Annotated in this window: 14 protein-coding genes; 1 reads left to right on the top strand and 13 read right to left on the bottom strand. The window is 55.9% G+C overall.

From position 1 onward, the window contains the following. Positions 1 to 212: 212 nt before the first annotated feature. Positions 213 to 1,043, top strand: coding sequence for a helix-turn-helix domain-containing protein (locus M3087_RS00745; protein WP_157948262.1), 831 nt, complete (start codon positions 213 to 215; stop codon positions 1,041 to 1,043). On the opposite strand, the gene M3087_RS00740 is transcribed toward M3087_RS00745, so the two are convergent. The 13 genes from M3087_RS00740 to M3087_RS00680 all read right to left on the bottom strand — a co-directional run bounded on the left by M3087_RS00740 (position 1,044) and on the right by M3087_RS00680 (position 19,135). Beyond that, entirely contained in the window at positions 1,044 to 2,294 is a 1,251-nt protein-coding gene (locus M3087_RS00740) for an ABC transporter permease (RefSeq protein WP_106485189.1), read from the bottom strand. Positions 2,295 to 2,307: 13 nt separating this feature from the next. Beyond that, positions 2,308 to 3,480: an ABC transporter permease gene (locus M3087_RS00735; RefSeq protein ID WP_249093029.1), complete on the bottom strand. Its 1,173-nt coding sequence runs from the start codon at positions 3,478 to 3,480 to the stop codon at positions 2,308 to 2,310. Between the two features lie 55 nt (positions 3,481 to 3,535). Then, positions 3,536 to 4,531 carry an HlyD family secretion protein gene (locus M3087_RS00730; RefSeq protein WP_106485187.1) on the bottom strand — a complete coding sequence of 332 codons (996 nt, stop codon included), beginning with the start codon at positions 4,529 to 4,531 and terminating at the stop codon, positions 3,536 to 3,538. Between the two features lie 62 nt (positions 4,532 to 4,593). Beyond that, complete coding sequence (locus M3087_RS00725; RefSeq protein ID WP_249093027.1) at positions 4,594 to 6,003, bottom strand: TolC family protein; 1,410 nt, start codon at positions 6,001 to 6,003, stop codon at positions 4,594 to 4,596. Positions 6,004 to 6,315: 312 nt separating this feature from the next. Continuing rightward, complete coding sequence (locus tag M3087_RS00720) at positions 6,316 to 7,191, bottom strand: hypothetical protein (RefSeq protein WP_022383430.1); 876 nt, start codon at positions 7,189 to 7,191, stop codon at positions 6,316 to 6,318. A 331-nt stretch (positions 7,192 to 7,522) separates the two neighbouring features. Then, on the bottom strand, positions 7,523 to 8,626 hold the full coding sequence (locus M3087_RS00715) for a TlpA disulfide reductase family protein (RefSeq protein WP_249093025.1): 1,104 nt from the start codon (positions 8,624 to 8,626) through the stop codon (positions 7,523 to 7,525). A gap of 12 nt (positions 8,627 to 8,638) precedes the next feature. Then, positions 8,639 to 10,051 carry a RagB/SusD family nutrient uptake outer membrane protein gene (locus M3087_RS00710; RefSeq protein WP_249093023.1) on the bottom strand — a complete coding sequence of 471 codons (1,413 nt, stop codon included), beginning with the start codon at positions 10,049 to 10,051 and terminating at the stop codon, positions 8,639 to 8,641. A gap of 19 nt (positions 10,052 to 10,070) precedes the next feature. Beyond that, positions 10,071 to 13,319, bottom strand: a complete 3,249-nt coding sequence (locus M3087_RS00705) for a SusC/RagA family TonB-linked outer membrane protein (protein WP_249093021.1) — start codon at positions 13,317 to 13,319, stop codon at positions 10,071 to 10,073. 160 nt (positions 13,320 to 13,479) lie between these two features. Continuing rightward, on the bottom strand, positions 13,480 to 15,216 hold the full coding sequence (locus M3087_RS00700; protein WP_249093019.1) for a helix-turn-helix domain-containing protein: 1,737 nt from the start codon (positions 15,214 to 15,216) through the stop codon (positions 13,480 to 13,482). Positions 15,217 to 15,275: 59 nt separating this feature from the next. Further along, positions 15,276 to 16,154, bottom strand: coding sequence for a nucleoside phosphorylase (locus M3087_RS00695; protein ID WP_249093018.1), 879 nt, complete (start codon positions 16,152 to 16,154; stop codon positions 15,276 to 15,278). Between the two features lie 19 nt (positions 16,155 to 16,173). After that, positions 16,174 to 17,163: a flotillin-like protein FloA gene (gene floA, locus M3087_RS00690; RefSeq protein ID WP_410796739.1), complete on the bottom strand. Its 990-nt coding sequence runs from the start codon at positions 17,161 to 17,163 to the stop codon at positions 16,174 to 16,176. 43 nt (positions 17,164 to 17,206) lie between these two features. Next, complete coding sequence (locus M3087_RS00685) at positions 17,207 to 17,677, bottom strand: hypothetical protein (RefSeq protein ID WP_022383437.1); 471 nt, start codon at positions 17,675 to 17,677, stop codon at positions 17,207 to 17,209. 57 nt (positions 17,678 to 17,734) lie between these two features. Next, positions 17,735 to 19,135, bottom strand: coding sequence for a tetratricopeptide repeat protein (locus M3087_RS00680; RefSeq protein WP_249093014.1), 1,401 nt, complete (start codon positions 19,133 to 19,135; stop codon positions 17,735 to 17,737). Positions 19,136 to 19,217 lie beyond the last annotated feature (82 nt).

Below are 19,217 nucleotides of genomic sequence, written 5' to 3'. Positions count from 1 at the left end.
GCCCGTTCATCGACGGAAGTGCAATACAGGGGAAGAATTGTGCAATTTCAACGAAAAAAGCCGACAGATGCTTCCTTTTCCTTCTCTGCTTGGTGCGAAATGTATGTTGAGATTCCTGTCTGTCGGATTATTTCAGCTAGGCTTATTATAAAGGGATGGTCCTTTTATGGAGTTTGGATATTTCCTTATCTTTGCGGGCAAACTGCATGCAGATGGAAAAGTCATTGTTTCGTATATTGGACCTGGCGGAAGTGAACGCCACGTATGGCTTGACGGCACAGAATGAGATTGGTTTCTTCCTTTGCCGACGGGGACAGGCAGACATCCTGGTCAATGACCGTGTCTACCCGGTGAACGGCTGTTTCCTGTGTTTTCATGTTCCTTATACCTCTACACGGATTGTGCGCCACAGCGATGACTTCGACGGCTTTCTGCTGTTGACGGAGCTGGACCGGCTCTACACGACCCTGTCTGACATGCCTTTGCAGGACGTGATGCTGTTGCGCGGTCATCCGTGCATCCGCATCACTTCAGCGCAGTATGGGCGCATGGAGCAGCTGGTGGAGCTGATGCTTGACCGTTCCCGGTTGTCCGTGCAGACGGAGTCCGGACAAGGTGCGGCAATGCGCCGTCTGCTGATCCGGACCCTTTTGCAGGCTTTGTTTCTGGAGGCGCTGGAGATTTATTTCGAAGGGTCGCCGGTGGAGGAGATTCCCCAGAGCCGTGAGGACAACATCTTTAACCGGTTCTTCCATTCCCTGATGCAACATTGTACCCGGGAACGCAAGGTGACTTTCTATGCCACCGAGCAGCATCTGTCACCCAACTACTTCTCGTCGGTCGTAAAGGCAAAGACCGGACGCACCGCCATCCAGTGGATAGAGACCGCCTCCATCGTCCGTGCACAGCATTACCTCAGTACGACGTCCATGAGCATCAAGGAGATTGCCGATGCGATGAACTTCACCGACCAGTCCACCTTCGGACGTTACTTCAGAAAGCATTGCGGCATGTCGCCCACTGACTACCGCAACCGCAAGTAATCAATTGTCCGTTGCCAGTTGGCTCATCAGCTGTTTCTCCCGTTCCTTCAGCAACAGCTTGCGGCTGCGGATAATCTGGTACCGGTAGACCAGGCAGGTCGTGAGGAAGTATACGCCCGTCTGTATCCAGAGGGCACGATACTCGGCAGCCACTTCTCCCAGGGTAGCCCCCATGGTGTTGATGTGGACAAAGCCGTTGATGCCAAAGGTCGAGGGGAATATCCAGGAGAATACCTTCCAGAATGCCGGGATGGATGCACCCGGCCACGAGATTCCGCTGATGAAGAGCAACGGGACGGAGGTGAACACATAGATGAGCATGCACGTCTCGCGGTTGCGGATGAGGATGGAAGCCGTCATGGCAAAGAAGATGCACGCCAGGGTGTAGGGCAGCATGAAGGCAGTCAGTGTGCCGACGTCGGGTATCTGCACGAGGCTGAACAGCTTCGGCACGACACAGACGATGTAGACATCGACCAGCAGGTAAATCATCAGGTAGACCAGTGCCTTGCCCAGCACGATGCGCAACGTGCCGTGGTAGTGGCGGTTGATGGGGACAAGCTCGCGGAAGCGGTTTCCCTCCCGTTGGGTGCCGACCGACAGGCCGACGCCCAGCAGCAGGGTCTGCTGGATGATGAGCATCAGCACGGCGGGGATGAGGAAGGAGGCAAAACCGTTCTGGGGATTGAACAGGGTGACGTACGTGTACTCGATGGGCTGCGTGCTGACTTCGTCCTGACGGGCGGTCGTGTTGCCCAGCCGCTGCACCTGGATGTCCTTGTTCATGTCGAGCGACACCTCGGTGCACGAGCTCAGCAACGCCTTGTAGTAGAGCAGTCCGCTCATGTCGCAGAAGATGCTGACGTATGCCTGTTCGCCCCGCATCAGGTTGTCGTTGAATTCCTCGGGGATGTAGATGCTGCCGTATGCACCTTTCTCACGCATGATGCGCTTCGCCTCTTCCAGGTTGGCGGCATAGCCCACGATATGTACATCGGCAGTGCCGTCCACCCGACGGAGAAACTCGCGGCTGCGCGAGGAGTGGGACGCATCGACAGCCACAACGGGTACCTCGCGTACGGTCTCATTGGTGTAGATGAAGGCATAGACCAGCGGATAGGCGAGGGGGACGAGGACGAAGAATATCAGCACGCCGGCATCCTTGAGGACGCTGCGCATCTCCATCCCCCACACATAGAAGATGTCGAGGAAGCCTTCTTTGAATACGGTACGTAGGTTATTTTGTTTCATGATGTCTTTTCGTTTAGGGTATGTAGCGGTAATAGAGGATGGCGTTGTGGAGCCGCTTCAGGATGAACAGAGGCAGCAGCACGAACACGAGCAGGGCGAGGTAGGACACCCATGCATAGCTCATCGGGTAGCCGTTGAGCGCCTGGTCCACATAGATGAGGAAGTAGTGGCGCAGGGGGAACAGGTTGCTCAGTGCCTGCAGGGTCGGGTGCATCGCCATCACCGGGAAGCTGAAGCCCGAGATAGAGAAGGAGATGACGCCCCACAGCGAGGCGGCACTCAGGGCGAAACGCAGGGTCGGCAACAAGCCGTAGAGGAAGATGCCGAACGACTGCGAGGCAAGCACCAGCAACAGCGAGGCAAGCAACATGGGGAAGATGCCGCTGTTGCACGGGAAGTGGAGCACGCCGTAGAGGTAGACGTTGTAGCCCGCTGCCATGATGAAGAAGATGATGGTCTGCGGAAACAGCTTGCCTGCCAAGGCGAGGTTGAGGTTGTTGTGCCCCAGCCTCATCCATTCGTGTGCCGTCCCTTCCTTCACTTCCGAGCCGATGGAGTAGACTGTCACCATGAAGATGAGCAGCATCAGCACGCCGGGCAGCAAGGTGTTGCACAGGTAGACGGAATAGTTCAGCCACGGGTTGTGGAGCGGATGGGTGTCGATGAGGATGGGTTGCAGGAACGCCAGCGCCTGCCGTTCGGTGGCGCCTTTTGCCAGCAGCGTCTGTTGTCCCACGGACGCATTGGCAAGCTCGGTAATGGTGAGCAGGTCCTTGTAGAGCAACGAGCCGGCAATGAGATAGGAGCCGTTGGTGTAGAACGACACGCGGGGCTGACGGCCCGAGATGGCTTTTTCAGTCGTGCCTTCGGGGATGTAGTAGAATGCGTAGATGTCGCCGCGCTGCATCGCCTGGCGGGCTTCGGTCACGTCCTTGTAATGGGCGGTGATGGCAGTCTGCTGGAAGGCGTCCAGGTTGCGCACGATGGTACGGGTGGTCGAGGTGTTGTCCATGTCGACCACGCCCACCGGCAGTCCGGTCGGCAGTCCGCTACCCATCAGGGTGGTGAAGAACAGGTAACAGAACAGGGGGGCGATGACCATGCAGAAGAGGTATAGCGGACGGGCTGTCATCCGCTTGAGCTCCCGCAGGGTGAGCCTCTCTATTCGAAGAAGGAGGATTCGCATGATTCTGGTTGTTTCTTGCTGGCATTCCGCCTGAACTTGCGGAAGCCGGATTGTCTTACTCGATTCCTTTGACTATGATGCTCATGCCGGGACGCAGGCCGGGTAGCGGGTGTGCCGGCTCGGCACGCACCTCGAACGTCTTCATGTCAAATTGGCCGGTCGTCTTGGTGGCCTTCCATGCCGCATAGCTGCCCAGGTCCTTCATGTAGTACACCTTGAGGTGCACTTCCTGGTCGAGGGCGGGGACGTATGCCGTGATTTCCTGTCCGATCTGGAAGTCCTTCAGCAGGTCCTCGCGGACGTTGAACGTGGCCCATACGGCATCCAGGAGGGTGACATTCATGATGGGAGCGCCCGTCCCCACGAGTTCGCCCACCTTGGGGAATATCTCGGTCACTTCGCCGTCAGCCTGTGCAATCAGCACGGTCTCGTTGATGTAGGAGTTTACTTCAGCCACGGCACCCTTGGCACGGTCGACCATGGCAGCCGCCATCGCCTTGTCTTCCCGTTGTGCGCCGTTGCGCGCCATGTCATACTGGGCACGTGCCGCCTTTTCCGTGGCTACCATGGCATTGTAGTTGGCGTAAGCCTCGTCGCGCTTCTGTGCCGACATCACTCCCTCTTCGAAGAGGCGGTTCACGCGGTTGTAGGATTTCTCGGCAATCTCCAGTCCAGCCTTCGCCTTCTGCCACATCTCGTAGGCGGCTTGCAGCTGCTCGGCGCGTGTGCCGCGTTCCGCCTTCTCATGCTGTGCCTGTGCGGCAGCTTCGGCTGCTTCAGCCTGAGCCAGTTTGGCTGCTACGTCGGGAGCTTCGAGAATGGCAAGAGTGTCGCCCTTGTGCACCTTCTGTCCTTCCTTGACGCGGAGCTCCAGGATGCGTCCCGGCACTTTGCTCGATACACGGTATTCGTCGGCTTCAGCCTGTCCCTGAATGATTTCCGGGGTCCTTCCCAACGTGAGGTATCCCACCAGGGCTACCACTCCGATGACGAGCACCAGGGTGATGAGTGCCAATATGATATTCTTGTTCTGTTGTTTTTCTGTAAGCATAGTTGTAGGCTTTTATAAAATGGTTTTGATGTTATACGTTCTTGTTGATTCTTGGGGAGGATTCACTGACCGAGCTTGCCGAGCGCCTTCTTCAGGTAGACATCGGTGAGCTTCACGTCGATTTGTGCGTCGATTTTCTCCGATTGGGCGGAGAGCCAAGCTGTCTGTGCTTCCAGCACGTTGCTGGTCGGGATGACGCCTTCCTTGAAGCCCAGGTTGGCATAGCGCAGGTTCTCGTCGGCTTTCTCCATGTTCTTTTCCGTCATTTGCAGCTTGCGGAGCGCCTCGTCGATTTTGAAGGCGCACTGGTTCACCTGCAACTCGATTTTCTCTTTGGCTTCGTCGAGCTGGTAGCGGACGGCTTCGGCCTGTGCCTTGGCAGACTTCACCTTGTAGACTCCTTCTCCCCAGTGGAAGATGGGTACACTGACGAGGACACCGACGTTCCACATGCCGCGGAACTTCTTCTCGAAGCTGTTGAACACCGACGGGTTGGTGATGAGGTAGTTGCCCGTCAGTGCCACGCTGGGCAGGAACTCCGCGCGTGCCACGTTCACCTTCTGCCGGTAAATCTTGTGGGCAAGTTCGAGACTGATGAGTTCCGGACGGTTGTTGAATGCCATCGCCACGTCCGCTTCGGTGCTGGAAGTCGGTAAGGGCAGGTTCTCCAGCGTTTCGTCAGCCAGCTGTATGGGGGTGTGCAGGTCGTCGATGCCGCAGAGCTGGCAAAGCAACATCTTGGCGAGGCTCAGTCCGTCGTTGACCTTGGTGAGAGTCATTTCGGCTTCGTTGACTTTGACCTTGACGGACAGTCCGTCCGCCTTGGTGGCTACCCCTTCGCGTATCATCTTGTCGACGTCGCTGTCGAGTTGCTTCACCAGTGCCAGGAAGCTTTCGGCAAGCCGTTTCTTGTTGGCGAGTGAGACCACCTGCCAGTAGGCTTCGTCGGTGCTGAGGATGATGTCCTGCGTGCCGGCATTCTCCTGGGCACGTGAGAGCTGTTCGGCGTAGCGCGTAATCTGGTTGTAGGCGCGTATCTTGCCTCCCATGAAGAGAGGCTGCGTCAGGGTGACGGCGCCGGCATAGACATTGCGTGTGTCAGTGCGCAATCCGTTGACGACAGTGCTGCCCAGGGAGTTGAGCAGCTGGTCCACGCCCAGTGCCTGCAGGGCGGGAACGGCAGTCGCCAGACCGGTCCCCATGTTGGTGAGGGTTGTCTTCTGGTCGTCGCTCAAGAGGGAGAGTTCCTTGTTGTTGTGCAGGTAGGCGCCTGTGGCAGACAGCTTGGGCAGGTAGTTGGTGAATGCCGCCTTGCGTTCGTAGTGTGCAGACTTTGTCTTTTCTCGTGCAATGCGCAGCTCTTTGTTGTTGCGCAGAGCCATTGCCCGGCAACTGTCCAGGCTGAGGACAGTCTGACTGTGTGCCGCACTGCAAACGGAACACAGCAGAAGGATGCCGATTAGTTTCTTCATATTTCTTATCCTGAATTTAGGTGGTTGAGGTTTTCTTTGCACGGCAATAATTGCGTATGCAACGATGTGTGCAAAGTAACTCTGCATTGATTGAATAACCATACTCCTTTAGGAATTTATAACGTTACCGAAGTTAAAAAGGGTTATTCACCCGTTGGTATCTTCCTTTCCATGTGGGGAGTAAACGAGCAAGGCACGAAGACATGAAAGGGAACTGCCGTCCGGATGGAGTTCCATGTCGTGTCTTCGTGCCTCGTACGTATCATTCCCGTCGGTAAGACAGGAGGGGGAGGGTATCGGGGAAACGCCCCGTCAATCCAAGTCAAATGTTTGCGAACCGATGAGGTTGCCGTCGGCGAAGATGTCCACCCGGTAGGTACCTGCCTGGAGGAACTCTTCGACATTCCAGTACACGGTCACGTTCTGTTCTTCACCCGTGTATTCGATGTACTTCTTGATGGAGTAGGCGATGTTGCGGTTCTCATAGGGGAAGGTGTTGGCAGCACTCTTGGTCAGCACTTCCTGGTTCGGCTTGGTGATGCGGACATAGAGGGTGCGCTGTCCCGTTTCGGCGGTAATGTTCTTCACGACGGTGAAGCTGATGTCGAGCCGGGTGATACGTTTGATGCGGTCTGTCTTCTTGCCCCGTTTGTTGGTCGGCGTCACGGTGATGTGGGTGGCATCAAGCTGGGAGGCGAGAGTCACCTTCTCATTGAGGGTCTTCTTCTCTTCTGAGAGGCTGCTGATTTGCTGGGTTGCCTCGTTGTACTTCTTCTTCACGCTCTGGTTCTCCGACGTCAGCTGCTGGTTGATGCGATTGAGCGAGTCGATCTGGATGATGTAGGTGCGCATGACGGCACGTACGGTCTTCAGCTCTTTGCGCAGACGCATGATTTCAGCGGCATTGCTGGACTTCACCTGGCGCAGCTCTTCCAGCAGACGCTGTGTCTTGAGCTTCTCCTGTTCCAGCTTCTGGTAGAGGGAGTCGTTGTTGATTTTGATTTGGAGTTCGTCATACTGGTTGGCGAAGTTGGAGTATTCGTTCTCCATCTCTTCCTTCTCCACTTCGAAGAGCTGCTGCATCTCCTGATTGGCGGAATGGCTGCGGAACAGCAGGAAGGAGACAATGGCAAGACCAACAATCAGCACTCCGATGAGTGCCATGATAAGACCTTTTCTATTTTCCATAATGGTTGTGTTACGTGTATTTGGTTCTGTCAATTAAGCTGGCGGCAAAGATAGGGAATTGTTTTTGGAATCGTGCCGTGTCGGAAGGGAAACCTGTGGGAAGAGGGGAAAAACGTGGAAACGGGCAGGGGACGACCGGGTGAGGAGGGAAGACCGGAATGCCGGTGTCTGTCTGGAGGGCGCCGGGACGAATGGGAAAGGCACAAAAGAGCTTCGGATTCCTCCTCTGCACTTCTGTGCCTTGGTGTTCAAACAACCCCCGGTGATGGAACCGGGATTCAACCCGAACCGGGTTATTGGACTGCTCAAAGTCTGATGACCGGTTGGTATGTTACTGGAACAGCTCTTTCAGCTTGTCGGCAAGCGCTTGTCCGCGGAGATTCTCACCTACCAGCGTACCTTGAGCGTCGATGAGGTACATCGTGGGGACGAACCGTACCTTGTAGAGGTCTGCTACGCCTGTTTCGTCGAGGAAGTTGGGCCAGGGCAGTTGCTCTTCTTCGAGTGCCTTCTCCCATTCAGCCTTCTTCTTGTCGATAGAAATGCTCACAATCTGGAAGCCTTTGTCGCCGTAGAGCTTGTAGAGGTTCTTCAAGTTGGGGATTTCCTTGCGGCAGGGGTTGCACCACGAAGCCCAGAAGTCGATGAGGACGTACTTCTTGCCTTCGCGCAGGGAGGCGAGGGTCACCTCTTTGCCATCCTTGTCCTTGACGGTGAACTCGGCAACGGCAGAACCGACCTTCCCGGCAGGATAGAGCTCTTCTTTCACCTTCTGTCCGTAGTAGGATGCCTTGGCGGCGTCGGACAGCTCGTCATACCATGCCTGCTGTCCTTTGTCGAGGTAGCTGGTGAGCGAGATCATCAACAGCGGACCCCAGTAGGAATCCTTCTGGCTCAGGACTGCCGCGTGGAAGGTGGAGTCGACGGTAGCGAAGAACTTGTGGTTGGCTGCTGCACGGGCCTCCATCGTGGAGTCTTTATAGAGCGTGGCTTTCGCTTTGAAGAGGGCATCCATCTGTTCGCGTACGGACATCAGCGAGTCATAACGGGTACTGAGGGGAGAGCCGCTGACCGACAGACGGTCGAGGTCATAGCTCGGGGTGCCGTTGTTGTCGGTTGCCGTAACGGTGCCGCTCACTTCGATGGCGGTGTTTTCCAACATCAGCCGACGGGAACCGTAGGCGTCTTTCACCAGCAGGAGGACGGCACGCGGTTCGTCCATCTTGCCCGTGAAGGTGAATTCTCCGTTGACGATGACGGTGTCCGCCAGTGGTTTCTCGTTGTAATGGCTCACGGGGATGAGTTGCACGTGGGTGCTGTCGGGCAGGCCTTCGATGTGTCCCGTCAAGGTATATCCGTCAGTGGACGGAGTGGAGGAACAGGCTGCGGCAAGCAAGGCGGCAGCTGCAAGGAGAATGGTTTCTTTTTTCATCATGGTGGTAAGGGTTTATTTGTTCACATTTTGTTGGATGCTGCCGTTGCCCGGGTTGTTGAGGGCACCTGCCGGGAAAGGCATGGTCCACAAGTGGGAGTCGGGGGCAAGGGTGAGTGTCTTTCCTTCGTAGGTCTTGGTCAGCGTACGGGCGTAGGTGCCTTCGCTGTTGAAACGGCGTGCGTCGGCAAAAGGAACGATGGAGAAAATCAGCTCGTTGTCTTTGGTCCGGCGGATGAGTTCAATGGCTTCGGCGAGTGTCGAGGCTTGGGCGGGCTGATACACGTCGGGACGGATGCGGGTCTTCCGGACGGTATTGAGGGTGTTCATGGCTTCGGTGAAGTCGTTGCCCGAGGCAAGCCGTGCCTGGCATTCCGCCTTGATAAGGTAGACCTCGGCAGTAGTCAGTCCGGCGTGGTTGAAATAGCCGCTAATGACGCTGCGGTAGTAGGTGTCGTCACCGGTGGTGTAGCGTTTCCAGCGTGAGAGGAAGCGTGCATCGCCAGCTTCGAAACGTTCGCTTCGTTCTATGGGGATGTTGGATTCATTGCCTATGCCGGTACGGATACCGTGGCGGAAGTAGTAGGTCTCTACGTAATCGAAGCCCATCGGGGAGGGCAGGTTGGTGTAGTCGTCCGCTTTTTCGATGGTTGCCTGGTGGGCATTGTAGAAGGCGTTCCAGTCATAGAGGGCATCGTTCTGTCCCAAGGCGAGGTCGGCATGGCGCAGGGCTTCGGAGTAGTTTCCCATCTGGAGGTAGACACGTGCCAGCAGGGCGTATGCCGCACCGAGGTTCGGATGGAGCACCGTCTGAGATTTTGCCGGAAGGCCGCTGTCGATGGCTTCCTGTATGTCCTTGAGGATGAAGTCATAGATTTCGGCAATGCTCACCTGACGGTAGGGAGCACTGATGTTCGCGCTGGTGATGAGGGGGACACTCAGCTTCTCGGCTGCCGTAGACGTTTCATAGGTGTCCGCATAGTAGTTTGCCAGGACGAAGTAGTTGTAGGCACGGATGACCTTGGCATAGGCAATCACTTCGTTGCGTTCCTCTTCGGTGGACTCGGTTGCCGTGGGAGCATTCTCGACGATGAGGTTGCAGGAGGAGATGCCGCCATAGAGGTAATAGTACGTTCCTTCGTCCGAGTTGTTGAGGGTGATGCGGTTGGCATTCTCGTCCCACAGGTAGTTGGCGGTGTTCAGGGTCGGGCTGCCCAGACTGGATTTGGTCATGTACTGGTCGTTGAGCAGGTAGAGCGCATTGGTGACGGGCGTCTGTGAGATGGTGTATTCATTGCGCAACAATGCCTCATAGTCAGCCAGCGTGGTGGGAATCTTGTTGCCCTTGGGCACGATGTCCAGGTAGTCGTTGCAGGAGCTCATGCCGAGCAGTCCGGCGAGGGCGAATAGGTATGTCAGTTTCTTCATGATGGTCTTCGTTGTTGGGTTAGAAATTCAGGTAGATGCCACAGAGGTAGTTGGGTTTCACGTAGCCGCCCAGCAGGTACTTGGCGTCTCGGCTCCTGGCTGCGGTGAACACGTTCTCCATGCCCAGCATGATGCGTGCACTCTGCAGGGAGAGGCTCCGGCAGAAGTCGGCGGGGATGCGGTAGGTCAGCGAGAGGTTCTTCATGCGCCAGTTGGCAGCGCTGATGACGTTGACCGAGGCACGGGCATACATGTTGTAGTACTCGTAGTTGTAGTCCGGACTCTCGGAGGAGATGTATCGCGGTACGTCGGTATGAGCCTCGTCGCCCGGTGCCATCCAGCGGTCGGCAATGGAGGCGCTTACGGGAGCCATGCCCGAAGAGATGTAGGCGAGGTTGGTGTTGCGCATCTTGTGGCCGCCCTCGAAGGCAAACTGTGCGGCAAGTTCCCAGTTCTTCCAGCGCAGGTTGGTATTGATGGAGCCGGTGTAAGTCGGTACGGTCGTTCCCAGGTAAATGAGGTCCTCGATTTCCGTCGGAGCCATGTCCGTGAAGAGGTTGCCTTCGGCGTCATAGACCTGCGGTGTACCGGTCGCGCTCAGTCCTGCCCACTGGTAGCCGTAAATGGCATTGTAGGGATTGCCGATGCGCGGATAGGCAGTCGGGTAGTCGATGACCAGGTAGGCTACCGGAGCTTCCACGTTGACGTAGGTCACTTCGTTCTTGTTGTAGCCCAGCACGCCTGACACGTTCCAGTTCCAGTCATTGGTGCGGATGATGTCGCCCGAGAGCGTCAGTTCGAAACCTTGGTTGGTCATCTTGCCGTTGTTGATGGTGTAGGTGCTGTATCCCCATCCCTCCGTGGGTACGCCCATGGTGTTGGCAAGGAGGTCGGAGCCTTTCTTGTTGTAGTATTCAATCGAGCCGTTGAGCCGGTTGTCCAGCAGGGCGAAGTCGACGCCGAGGTTGAAGGTCGTGGTCTTTTCCCAACGCAGGCTGGGGTTCGGGCGGCTCTGGATGGTTCCCTGGATGCCGCCCACATTGTTGTTGTTGCCATAGTAGGCAGTCATGTAAGGAGCGGAGTTCTTGGCGATGTTACCTCCGATACCGTAGCTCATACGGAGCTTCAGCATGTTCACTCCCTTGGCATTGAACCAGCTTTCCTTGTCGAGGTTCCAGCTGACACCCGTGGACCAGATGGGACGGCGCTGGTATTTCGAGCCGGTGGCAAAGAGGTTGGTCTTGTCCCAACGGATACTTCCCGTGAGGGTATAGCGTCCGTCGTAGGTATAGGCGGCATTGCCGTAGATGGACACGTAGCGGTTCACCAGCTGACGGATGTAGGCATTGTCGTTCTGGGTGAAGCTTGCCCAGCCCCATACGCCGCTGGTGGTGCTCAGCCGGTTGGCATCAATCAGCGTATAAGTCAGCAGGGCGGGGTCATAGTTGTAGAGCGTCTGGCTGGCATAGTCCATCTTGTTCTCTCGGGTTTCCGTTCCGAATATGGCGGTCACGTCGTGCTTGCCTGCAAAGGTCTTCTGGAAGTCGAGTTGCTGACGGAAGTTGTAGGCATGCGTCGTGTTGGCTTCGGTGAAGTAGATGTTGCCGTAGGGAAGGTTGAATACCGTACCGTCGGTGCCTGCGGAAGCGAATGTGTTCACACGGTTGCGCACTTCGTAGGAATCCTTGCTGCGCAGTTGCTTGTTCTTCAGTTCGGCATATTCATATTGAAACGACGCCGTGTACTTCAGCCAGTCGGTAATCCGGAAGCTCAGGCGTGCAAACGTACGGTTGCTGAAGTCGCGGTTCTTCTTCAGGTTCATCCCGATTTCGTCGAGCGGGGTGATGTCCAGGTTGTAGAGTCCGTAGTTCTTCAGCGTGTTCAGCTGACTGGTGCTGTAACGGTCAGCCTCAGTGTTGGTGTGCGGAGTTCCTCCGTCGTCCATCAGGGCGTCATAGGGCATGAAGGTGTAGTTGGGCGAGAGGAGGTCGAAGCTCTGCGTGTTCCCCGTCCCATAGTTCAGGTAAGTGCCGACGTCGAAGGTCAGCCAGTCAGTGAGCCGGGTGGAGTTCTGGAGATTGATGCCGATGGTACGGTTCGCCGAATACTTGTCCTCCAGCCGGTTGTCGCGGTAGGAGATGGAGGCGTTGAACGTGTTGCGTTCGCTGCCTTTGCCGATGCTCAGGTTATATTGCTGGGTGAGCGGGTTGCGTTTGCCGTACTTCTCCATGTCGCGGTAGTAGCGGTAGCCTTGTGCGGCAAGAGCCTCCAGGGCAGCCATGGTATCGTCCAGTGACTGTTTCCCTGCGAAATACTTCAGGTAGTTGCGGATACCTTGTGACTGGTAGGTCATGTTGTCCAAGGCGTTTTGTGCGTACTCCATGACGTCGGCATCGGTTCCCTGAAGATTTGGGTTTTGGAGGGCCCATTCCGATTCAATCCCAATCATGGTGGCGGCATCTGCCAGGTGTCCTGTATAATACTCATAAGGCTGTACGGTGAGAGTTGCCGAGAAGGAGACGTTCAGCTGGTCCTTCTTCGCCCGTTTGGTTGTGATGACCACGACGCCGTTGGCAGCGCGTGCACCGTAAATGGAGGTGGCAGCCGCATCCTTCAGCACGGTGATGCTCTCGATGTCCTCCACATTGATGTCCGGCACGCTCTCCACCCAGTTGCCGTAGCCGTCGTTGGTGGTCTTCTCCACCGGGAAGCCGTCGATGACATACAGCGGGGTAGTCAAGCCGTTCATGGAGGTCACGCCACGGATTTTGCCGTCACTGTATCCGGCGATGCGTCCGTCGAGCATGGAACCGACATCGTTGAGGCGTTGCGTCTCCAGTTTCTTCGCGTCAATCTTGGAAAAAGCACCTGTCGCCCGTTCCTTGGAGATGGTCTGGTAGCCTGTGACGACGACTTCATCCAGCAGTTCGCTGGAAGGGATGAGTGCTATCTCGTAGTCAGTAGCGTCGGTCAGTGCCACCTGCTGGATTTCATAACCCAGGAAGGAAACCTCGATGGCTTTGGCGGAGGCAGGCAGTGTGAGGGTGAAATGTCCTTGTACGTCGGTGATGACACCGGCAACGGATGCTCCCGGAGTGGCGGGCACCTCTTTCACGTGAGCGGCAGGGAGCGGTTGTTCATGCTCGTCCACGACAATTCCGTGAATGGTACGTTGGTAAGATTGTGCGCAGGAAGGACCTGCCCAAAGTGCGAAAAGCACGGCCAGCATCAGGAACAGCCGGCAGGGGATAGGTGTGTCTTTTTCCATAATGGCATTTGTTTAGAGGTTTATATTCATTCTTCTTTCTCATGCTATTCAGTATCGCAAAAGAATGAAAAAGAATAGATTTCCCCTAATATTTCCGCATACACCTCCGGCAATTGCCGTATATGGAAAAGATTTCCGGTATCGGATGCCCCTCTCTGTGTCAGTTGTCCTTTTCCTTCAGCTCCATTACCGTGTCGCGGTATTGTTTGGGAGGCATCCCCACGCTGTTCTGGAACAGTTTGTAGAAGGTGGACATGGAGCTGAAGCCTACTTCGGCAGCGATGGCTTTGAGTGTTGTCGTGTTCGAGGGGTCGCTCAGCAGACGGACGGCTTCATTCACCCGGTACTGGTTGATGTATTGGGTGAAGTTCAGTCCGGTCTGTTCGTTGATGGCTTGTGACAGATAGGTGCGGTTGGTATCCAGCAGTTCGGCAGCCTTGTCCTTGGTGAGCTGGTTGTCTTTGTAGATGGCTTGTTCGCGCATCAGTTCTTCCAGCCGCTGGAAGAGCGTGAGCTTCTTTTCTCCCGTGAGTGAGGACGCGGTGTATTTCTCGTTCTGCAGGACCCGGATGTGGTCGGACAGTTGCTGTTCACGTCGCAAGGCCTCCTGGTTCTGACGGACGATGCTTTGGTACAGCCGGTTCTTGCGCCGGTAAAGTTGCCACAAGAGTACGGTCGCAACTCCGATGACCGTGAGGATGGCGATGAGCAACTGTTCATGCTTCTCTTTCCGGAGCAGTGCCAGCTTCCCCTGCTTGATTTCATTCTCCTGCCTTTCGGAATCATACTTCAGGCGCAGCTCGCTGATGATTTTCTCTTTATCGGTATTGTACAGGGTATCGTTCTCGTTGTTCAGCCGACGCAGCCAGTCAAGTGCCCGGGCATAATCGCCTTGGGCGGCATAACAGTCCGACAAGGCATCGATGACTTCGTCCCGGTAGACGGCATTGTTTTCCCGGTCGGTCAGGGAGAGTGCCTCCTCCAGCAGGCGGATGGCCTTGTCAGTCTTACCTTCCTGCTGCAGTGCCCGTGCATAGCCGTGCAGCAGCATCACGTGGGTGGAAGTCTGGTTCTTCTCCTTCAGGTCTAATCCCCGTCGGAACAGCGTGATGGCCTCTGCCGTGTTTCCTTGTGCCGTCAGAATCATGCCATAGAGTGCATGGACATTGCCCTGGTCGTAGAAGTCGTTCTGCTGCATGAGGAACTCCGCTTCCTTGATGTAGGGGAGTGCCCGGTCATATTCACCGTTCAGGTAATACATATAGGCGGTCGTCAGGGCACCTATATATATAAGGTAAGGAGACGAGAGGCGGTGTCCCCGTTCGTAGGCTTCGAGCGAGTAGGCGAGTCCTGCCGTATCCCGTTTCAGGAAGTACACGGCGGAAATGTTGGCGAGCAGGATGGTGTGTAACCGTTCGTAGTGGCAGCGTTTGGCAGCTTCCAGTCCGAGAAAGTAGTAGTGCAGGGCGGAATAGTAGTCCTTGTCGATGTTGAGCGCATAGAGTCCGAGTCCGTTGTAGACCGAGCAGAGCGCCGAGTCATTCTGTGCCGTCAGTGCGTTGGAACGTGCCTGTCCCAAGTGTCTGTAAGCAATCGAGTCACCCAGCATGGTGTATGCCTGTCCCAGTCCAGTGTGGGCATAGAGGACAGCCTGGTGGTAGTCTTTTCTTTCGTATCCGATGTCCAACAGCCGTTGTCCGTACTCGATGGCTTTGCGGTAGTCCGCCCGGTCGAGATGGAGAAACATCAACCGACGCAGCGCCTCCGTGTTGTCCGGGTCGTGTGCCAGCACTTCCTCCTGTTCATGCAGGGTACGCGCAAGCTCCTCTTGTGCCGTCAGCCGGAATGGCAGGACGGCAAGCAAGAGGAGACAGATTGTGCGTAAGGGACGGGACATACTGAATTATGTTTGTTGGGGAATGGCAGATTCGCTGACAGGCAGGGAACCTGGAGCCGTTACAGGCGTTCAAGCACTGTTTCAATGAGTGTGTCAATGCTGTTCTTGTAGTTGGCATTGGCTTCCTTGGCACGTCGGTTGGCAATGACCATGCAGACCGTGGTAGCATGGTGCCCCAGCAGACGGCTCAGTCCGGCTACGGCAGAACTTTCCATTTCGAAGTTGGTGATGTGGCGTCCGTCGTAACTGAATGATTCAATCTTGGCGTTCTGTTGCGGGTCGGCAAGCGGAATGCGAAGTTCACGCCCTTGCGGACCGAAGAAACCGGGTGCCGAGATGGTGATGCCGCGTATCATGTCTTCTCCGGCAATGCGTTCGACCAGTTCACGGTCGGCATGGATGGCATACGGATGGGAAATGCCTGTCGAACCGCTCCACCCCATGTGGGTCAGGAAAGCCTGCTCCAGTCCGAGGTCGCACACGGCATCACGTCCCCCGTAGAAGTTCAGCAGTCCGTCGAAGCCGATGGAGATTTCCGAACAGACGAAGGAGCCCAAGGGGGTATCCGGCTGCAGCCCGCCACACGTCCCGATGCGGACCAGCTGAAGGGAGCGCAGGACGGGGTTCTCCCGGCGGGTCCCGAAGTCGATGTTGGCAAGGGCATCCAGCTCGTTGAGCACGATGTCGATGTTGTCACAACCGATGCCGGTCGATACGACCGTGATGCGTTTGCCCTTCCGCGTTCCGGTAATGGTGTGGAACTCGCGGCTCTGGATGTCACATTCGCGTGTTTCAAAGTGAGATGCCACGAGGGGCACACGTCCCGGGTCACCCACAAGGATGACACGGTCTGCGAGCTGCTCGGGACGCACGTGGAGGTGGAAGATGGAACCGTCGGGATTGATGATCAGTTCGGAAGGAGGGAAATAAGTAGCCATGGCGGAGTCTGTCATTACGTTATTTATCCAGTGAAGTCTGTCCGTTGTTCTGCGGATGGGCAATGTTGTCGCGCATCCGGGTGTCGGCTTCGATGTTCTTCATCCGGTAGTAGTCCATGATGCCCAGGTTGCCGTTTCGGAAAGCTTCTGCCATTGCCTTGGGCACTTCCGCTTCGGCTTGGATAACCATGGCACGTGCCTCTTCCGCTTTTGCTTTCATTTCCTGTTCGGTAGCCACAGCCATGGCGCGGCGTTCCTCGGCTTTTGCCTGTGCGATGTTCTTGTCGGCATTGGCTTGGTCTATTTGCAGGGCGGCACCGATGTTCCGGCCGATGTCAATGTCGGCAATATCGATGGACAGGATTTCGAAGGCGGTGCCTGCATCCAGTCCCTTGCGGAGGACAAGCTTCGAGATGGAGTCGGGATTCTCCAGCACCGACTTGTGGTTCTCTGACGAGCCGATGGAGGAGACGATACCTTCGCCGACACGTGCCAGGACGGTGTCTTCGCCGGCACCACCCACCAGTTGGCGGATGTTGGCACGGACCGTCACGCGTGCTTTTGCAATCAGCTGGATGCCGTCTTTGGCAACAGCCGTCACGGGCGGTGTATCGATGACCTTCGGGTTGACAGACATCTGTACGGCTTCGAAGACATCGCGTCCTGCCAGGTCGATGGCAGTAGCCATCTGAAAGGACAGTTCGATATTGGCTTTAGCTGCTGACACCAGGGCATGGACCACCTTGGCGACATGACCGCCAGCCAGATAGTGGGCTTCGAGTCCGTCGCGGGTGATGAACTGGAGTCCGGCCTTATGAGCCTCGATGAGTGCCTGTACGATTACCGATGGCGGAACATTCCGGATACGCATCAGGAAGAGTTGTACGAGAGAGATGTGCACACCCGAAGCCTTGGCTGACAGCCAAAGCAGGAAAGGGATGTAGTGCAACACGATTGCCAGGAAGATGATAATCCCGACAATGAGCGCTAAAGTCAGATACATGGTCATAAATATTAAAGGTTAATGGTTCGTGATGGAATAGGGGAGGCTGTCACTCTTTGGCGGGCAGGACCCATACGGTACTCTCTACCACCCGTTGTACCACGATGGGTGTCTTCTCGTCGATGAAGCCGTCGAGCGACTTCACCTCCACGATGTGTCCGTTGATTTCAGCATTGCCGATGAGTGCCAGACGGGTGATGGCGATGCCTTTGTCTCCCGGCCGGATGGAGTCGACAGCCGTGTTGTGCACGGTCGAGTCGATGTCTTCCTTCAGGGCTGCCCGTTCGAGTGCCTTGGAGCGGAAGACCCACAGCAGGATTCCTCCACAGCTGACGAGGGTGATGAGGAAGGTGACGAGACAGGCCATGCCGCCCAAATGAAGATAGGCATAGACATTGGCAAAGATGAGGCATGCGGTGGAGCAGATTCCTGCCAGGCTGATGCCGGGAAAGAGGTAGACCTCGGCAACCAAAAGAATGAGTCCGACGACAAGCAAGACGGCAATGATGACTAGTTCCATGGTGATTCTCCCTGATTGGTTAGTTTTTCCAAAGGTAAGGCTCTTTGGGAATATATCCTATCGGTCGAGCTGATTTTTTTCAGTATTGCGTGCTTTTACCTCCAATTCGTCCAGCTCGTTGCTCATTTGCTCCTTGCGCTTCTCTAGGTCGAGGATTTGCGGAGCCAGGGTCTGCCGGCTTGCTTCGGGCGAAGATGCATACCGGGTACGCAGTCCGTCGAGCTGTTGGGAGAGGGTCAGGTAGTCCTTTTGCATCTGCTGCCACTGGCGGAAGAGCGTCTGGGCTTCACGTGAACGGAAGTCGGCGAGCTTGTGGTAAACCGTCCGGTCATCGATGAGGAACGTGAAGTCGGGGCGTTCGGTCTGCGTCGGCCGGTCATGGACCAGCATGGCAAGTCGCTGACGTGCCTGGCGTACCACATCCTCGTCCGTCCAGGTGTCGCGGATGCTGCTCAGCTTTGCGCGGCGGACAATCAGCTCTTCCCCGTCATTCTCGTAATCGAAGGTCTCACGGGAGGAGTTGGGCACGAAGACATAGGTGCACACCTTCCCTTCGGGCTGATAGCGGTCGGAAACAAACCAGCCGAGGTTGTTGAATTCGTCGATGACCATCATGTAGTCGTTGGCAGGCGAGTTGTAAGGCATGCCCAGGTTCTCGGCTTTGAGGAACTTGCCGGTCTCGGTGTTGAAACGCGTCACGAAGATATCATAGCCTCCCAGGGATTCGCTGCCGTTGTTGGCATAGTAAAGGGTGGTGCCGTCGCCCAACAGATAAGGATAGCTGTTGTCGCCGTCCTCGCTCAATCCTTCAATCGCTTTGGGGGCAGTCCATTCATCGAGCAGCTTGTCACTGGTGAAAAGCCCGATGTGTTTGCCTTTGGGCAGTGCCCAGTAGCGCTTTTGTCCCAATTCGTTCTGGTAGAAGATGTTTCCGTCTGCCAGGGCCACTGAGCCACATTCCTTACCTATATTATAGGCAGAAAGGAAATTGTCCCTGTCCACCACAAAACTGTCGATGACACAGACGCGCTCGGTCCCTCGCAGCATCAGGGAAGCCATGCGGGCACGTGCCAGTGCGGTCTCGGCATCGGTGGTCTCTTTCTTTTTGGCTGTGAGCAGTTCGATGTAGTCTTCGCAGGTTTCCACAGCCTCATCATAAAGGTATTGCGCCATCTGTGCCCGGGTCAGGTAGGGGTAGGCATCCAGCACCTTCCGCTTGGCAGCCTTCTCCAGGTAGGGGGTAGCAAGGGAGTCGGCGCCAGTCTCTACACAGCAGGCTCCGTACCAATAATTATAGTTGGCGTTTGAGGGGCTCTGCTTCACCAGACGTTGGAACGCCGGGAGGGCTTCTGCATATTTTCCTTGGTTGAAAAGTTCACGTGCCTGACTGAGTGTTTGGGCTTGCATCAGGGTAATGCCTAGGAAGGCGGCAAGCAACAGGACATATCTCTTGTTCATAAGAAGTCGGTGTTTGTATGAATCATTTGTTATAAAGTCAGCCCAAAAGTACGAAGATTTCTCTGAAATGCTGTAATTTTGC

Origin of the sequence: Mediterranea sp. ET5 (assembly GCF_023337025.1) — a bacterium.
In the GTDB taxonomy this organism is placed as follows: domain Bacteria; phylum Bacteroidota; class Bacteroidia; order Bacteroidales; family Bacteroidaceae; genus Phocaeicola_A.
This window is presented reverse-complemented; position numbering and strand designations above follow the sequence as displayed.

Coding starts and splice junctions, on each gene's coding strand:
- M3087_RS00745 (WP_157948262.1), top strand. CDS start 213: ATGGAAAAGTCATTGTTTCGTATATTGGACCTGGCGGAAGTGAACGCC.
- M3087_RS00740 (WP_106485189.1), bottom strand. CDS start 2,294: ATGAAACAAAATAACCTACGTACCGTATTCAAAGAAGGCTTCCTCGAC.
- M3087_RS00735 (WP_249093029.1), bottom strand. CDS start 3,480: ATGCGAATCCTCCTTCTTCGAATAGAGAGGCTCACCCTGCGGGAGCTC.
- M3087_RS00730 (WP_106485187.1), bottom strand. CDS start 4,531: ATGCTTACAGAAAAACAACAGAACAAGAATATCATATTGGCACTCATC.
- M3087_RS00725 (WP_249093027.1), bottom strand. CDS start 6,003: ATGAAGAAACTAATCGGCATCCTTCTGCTGTGTTCCGTTTGCAGTGCG.
- M3087_RS00720 (WP_022383430.1), bottom strand. CDS start 7,191: ATGGAAAATAGAAAAGGTCTTATCATGGCACTCATCGGAGTGCTGATT.
- M3087_RS00715 (WP_249093025.1), bottom strand. CDS start 8,626: ATGATGAAAAAAGAAACCATTCTCCTTGCAGCTGCCGCCTTGCTTGCC.
- M3087_RS00710 (WP_249093023.1), bottom strand. CDS start 10,051: ATGAAGAAACTGACATACCTATTCGCCCTCGCCGGACTGCTCGGCATG.
- M3087_RS00705 (WP_249093021.1), bottom strand. CDS start 13,319: ATGGAAAAAGACACACCTATCCCCTGCCGGCTGTTCCTGATGCTGGCC.
- M3087_RS00700 (WP_249093019.1), bottom strand. CDS start 15,216: ATGTCCCGTCCCTTACGCACAATCTGTCTCCTCTTGCTTGCCGTCCTG.
- M3087_RS00695 (WP_249093018.1), bottom strand. CDS start 16,154: ATGGCTACTTATTTCCCTCCTTCCGAACTGATCATCAATCCCGACGGT.
- floA (WP_410796739.1), bottom strand. CDS start 17,163: ATGACCATGTATCTGACTTTAGCGCTCATTGTCGGGATTATCATCTTC.
- M3087_RS00685 (WP_022383437.1), bottom strand. CDS start 17,677: ATGGAACTAGTCATCATTGCCGTCTTGCTTGTCGTCGGACTCATTCTT.
- M3087_RS00680 (WP_249093014.1), bottom strand. CDS start 19,135: ATGAACAAGAGATATGTCCTGTTGCTTGCCGCCTTCCTAGGCATTACC.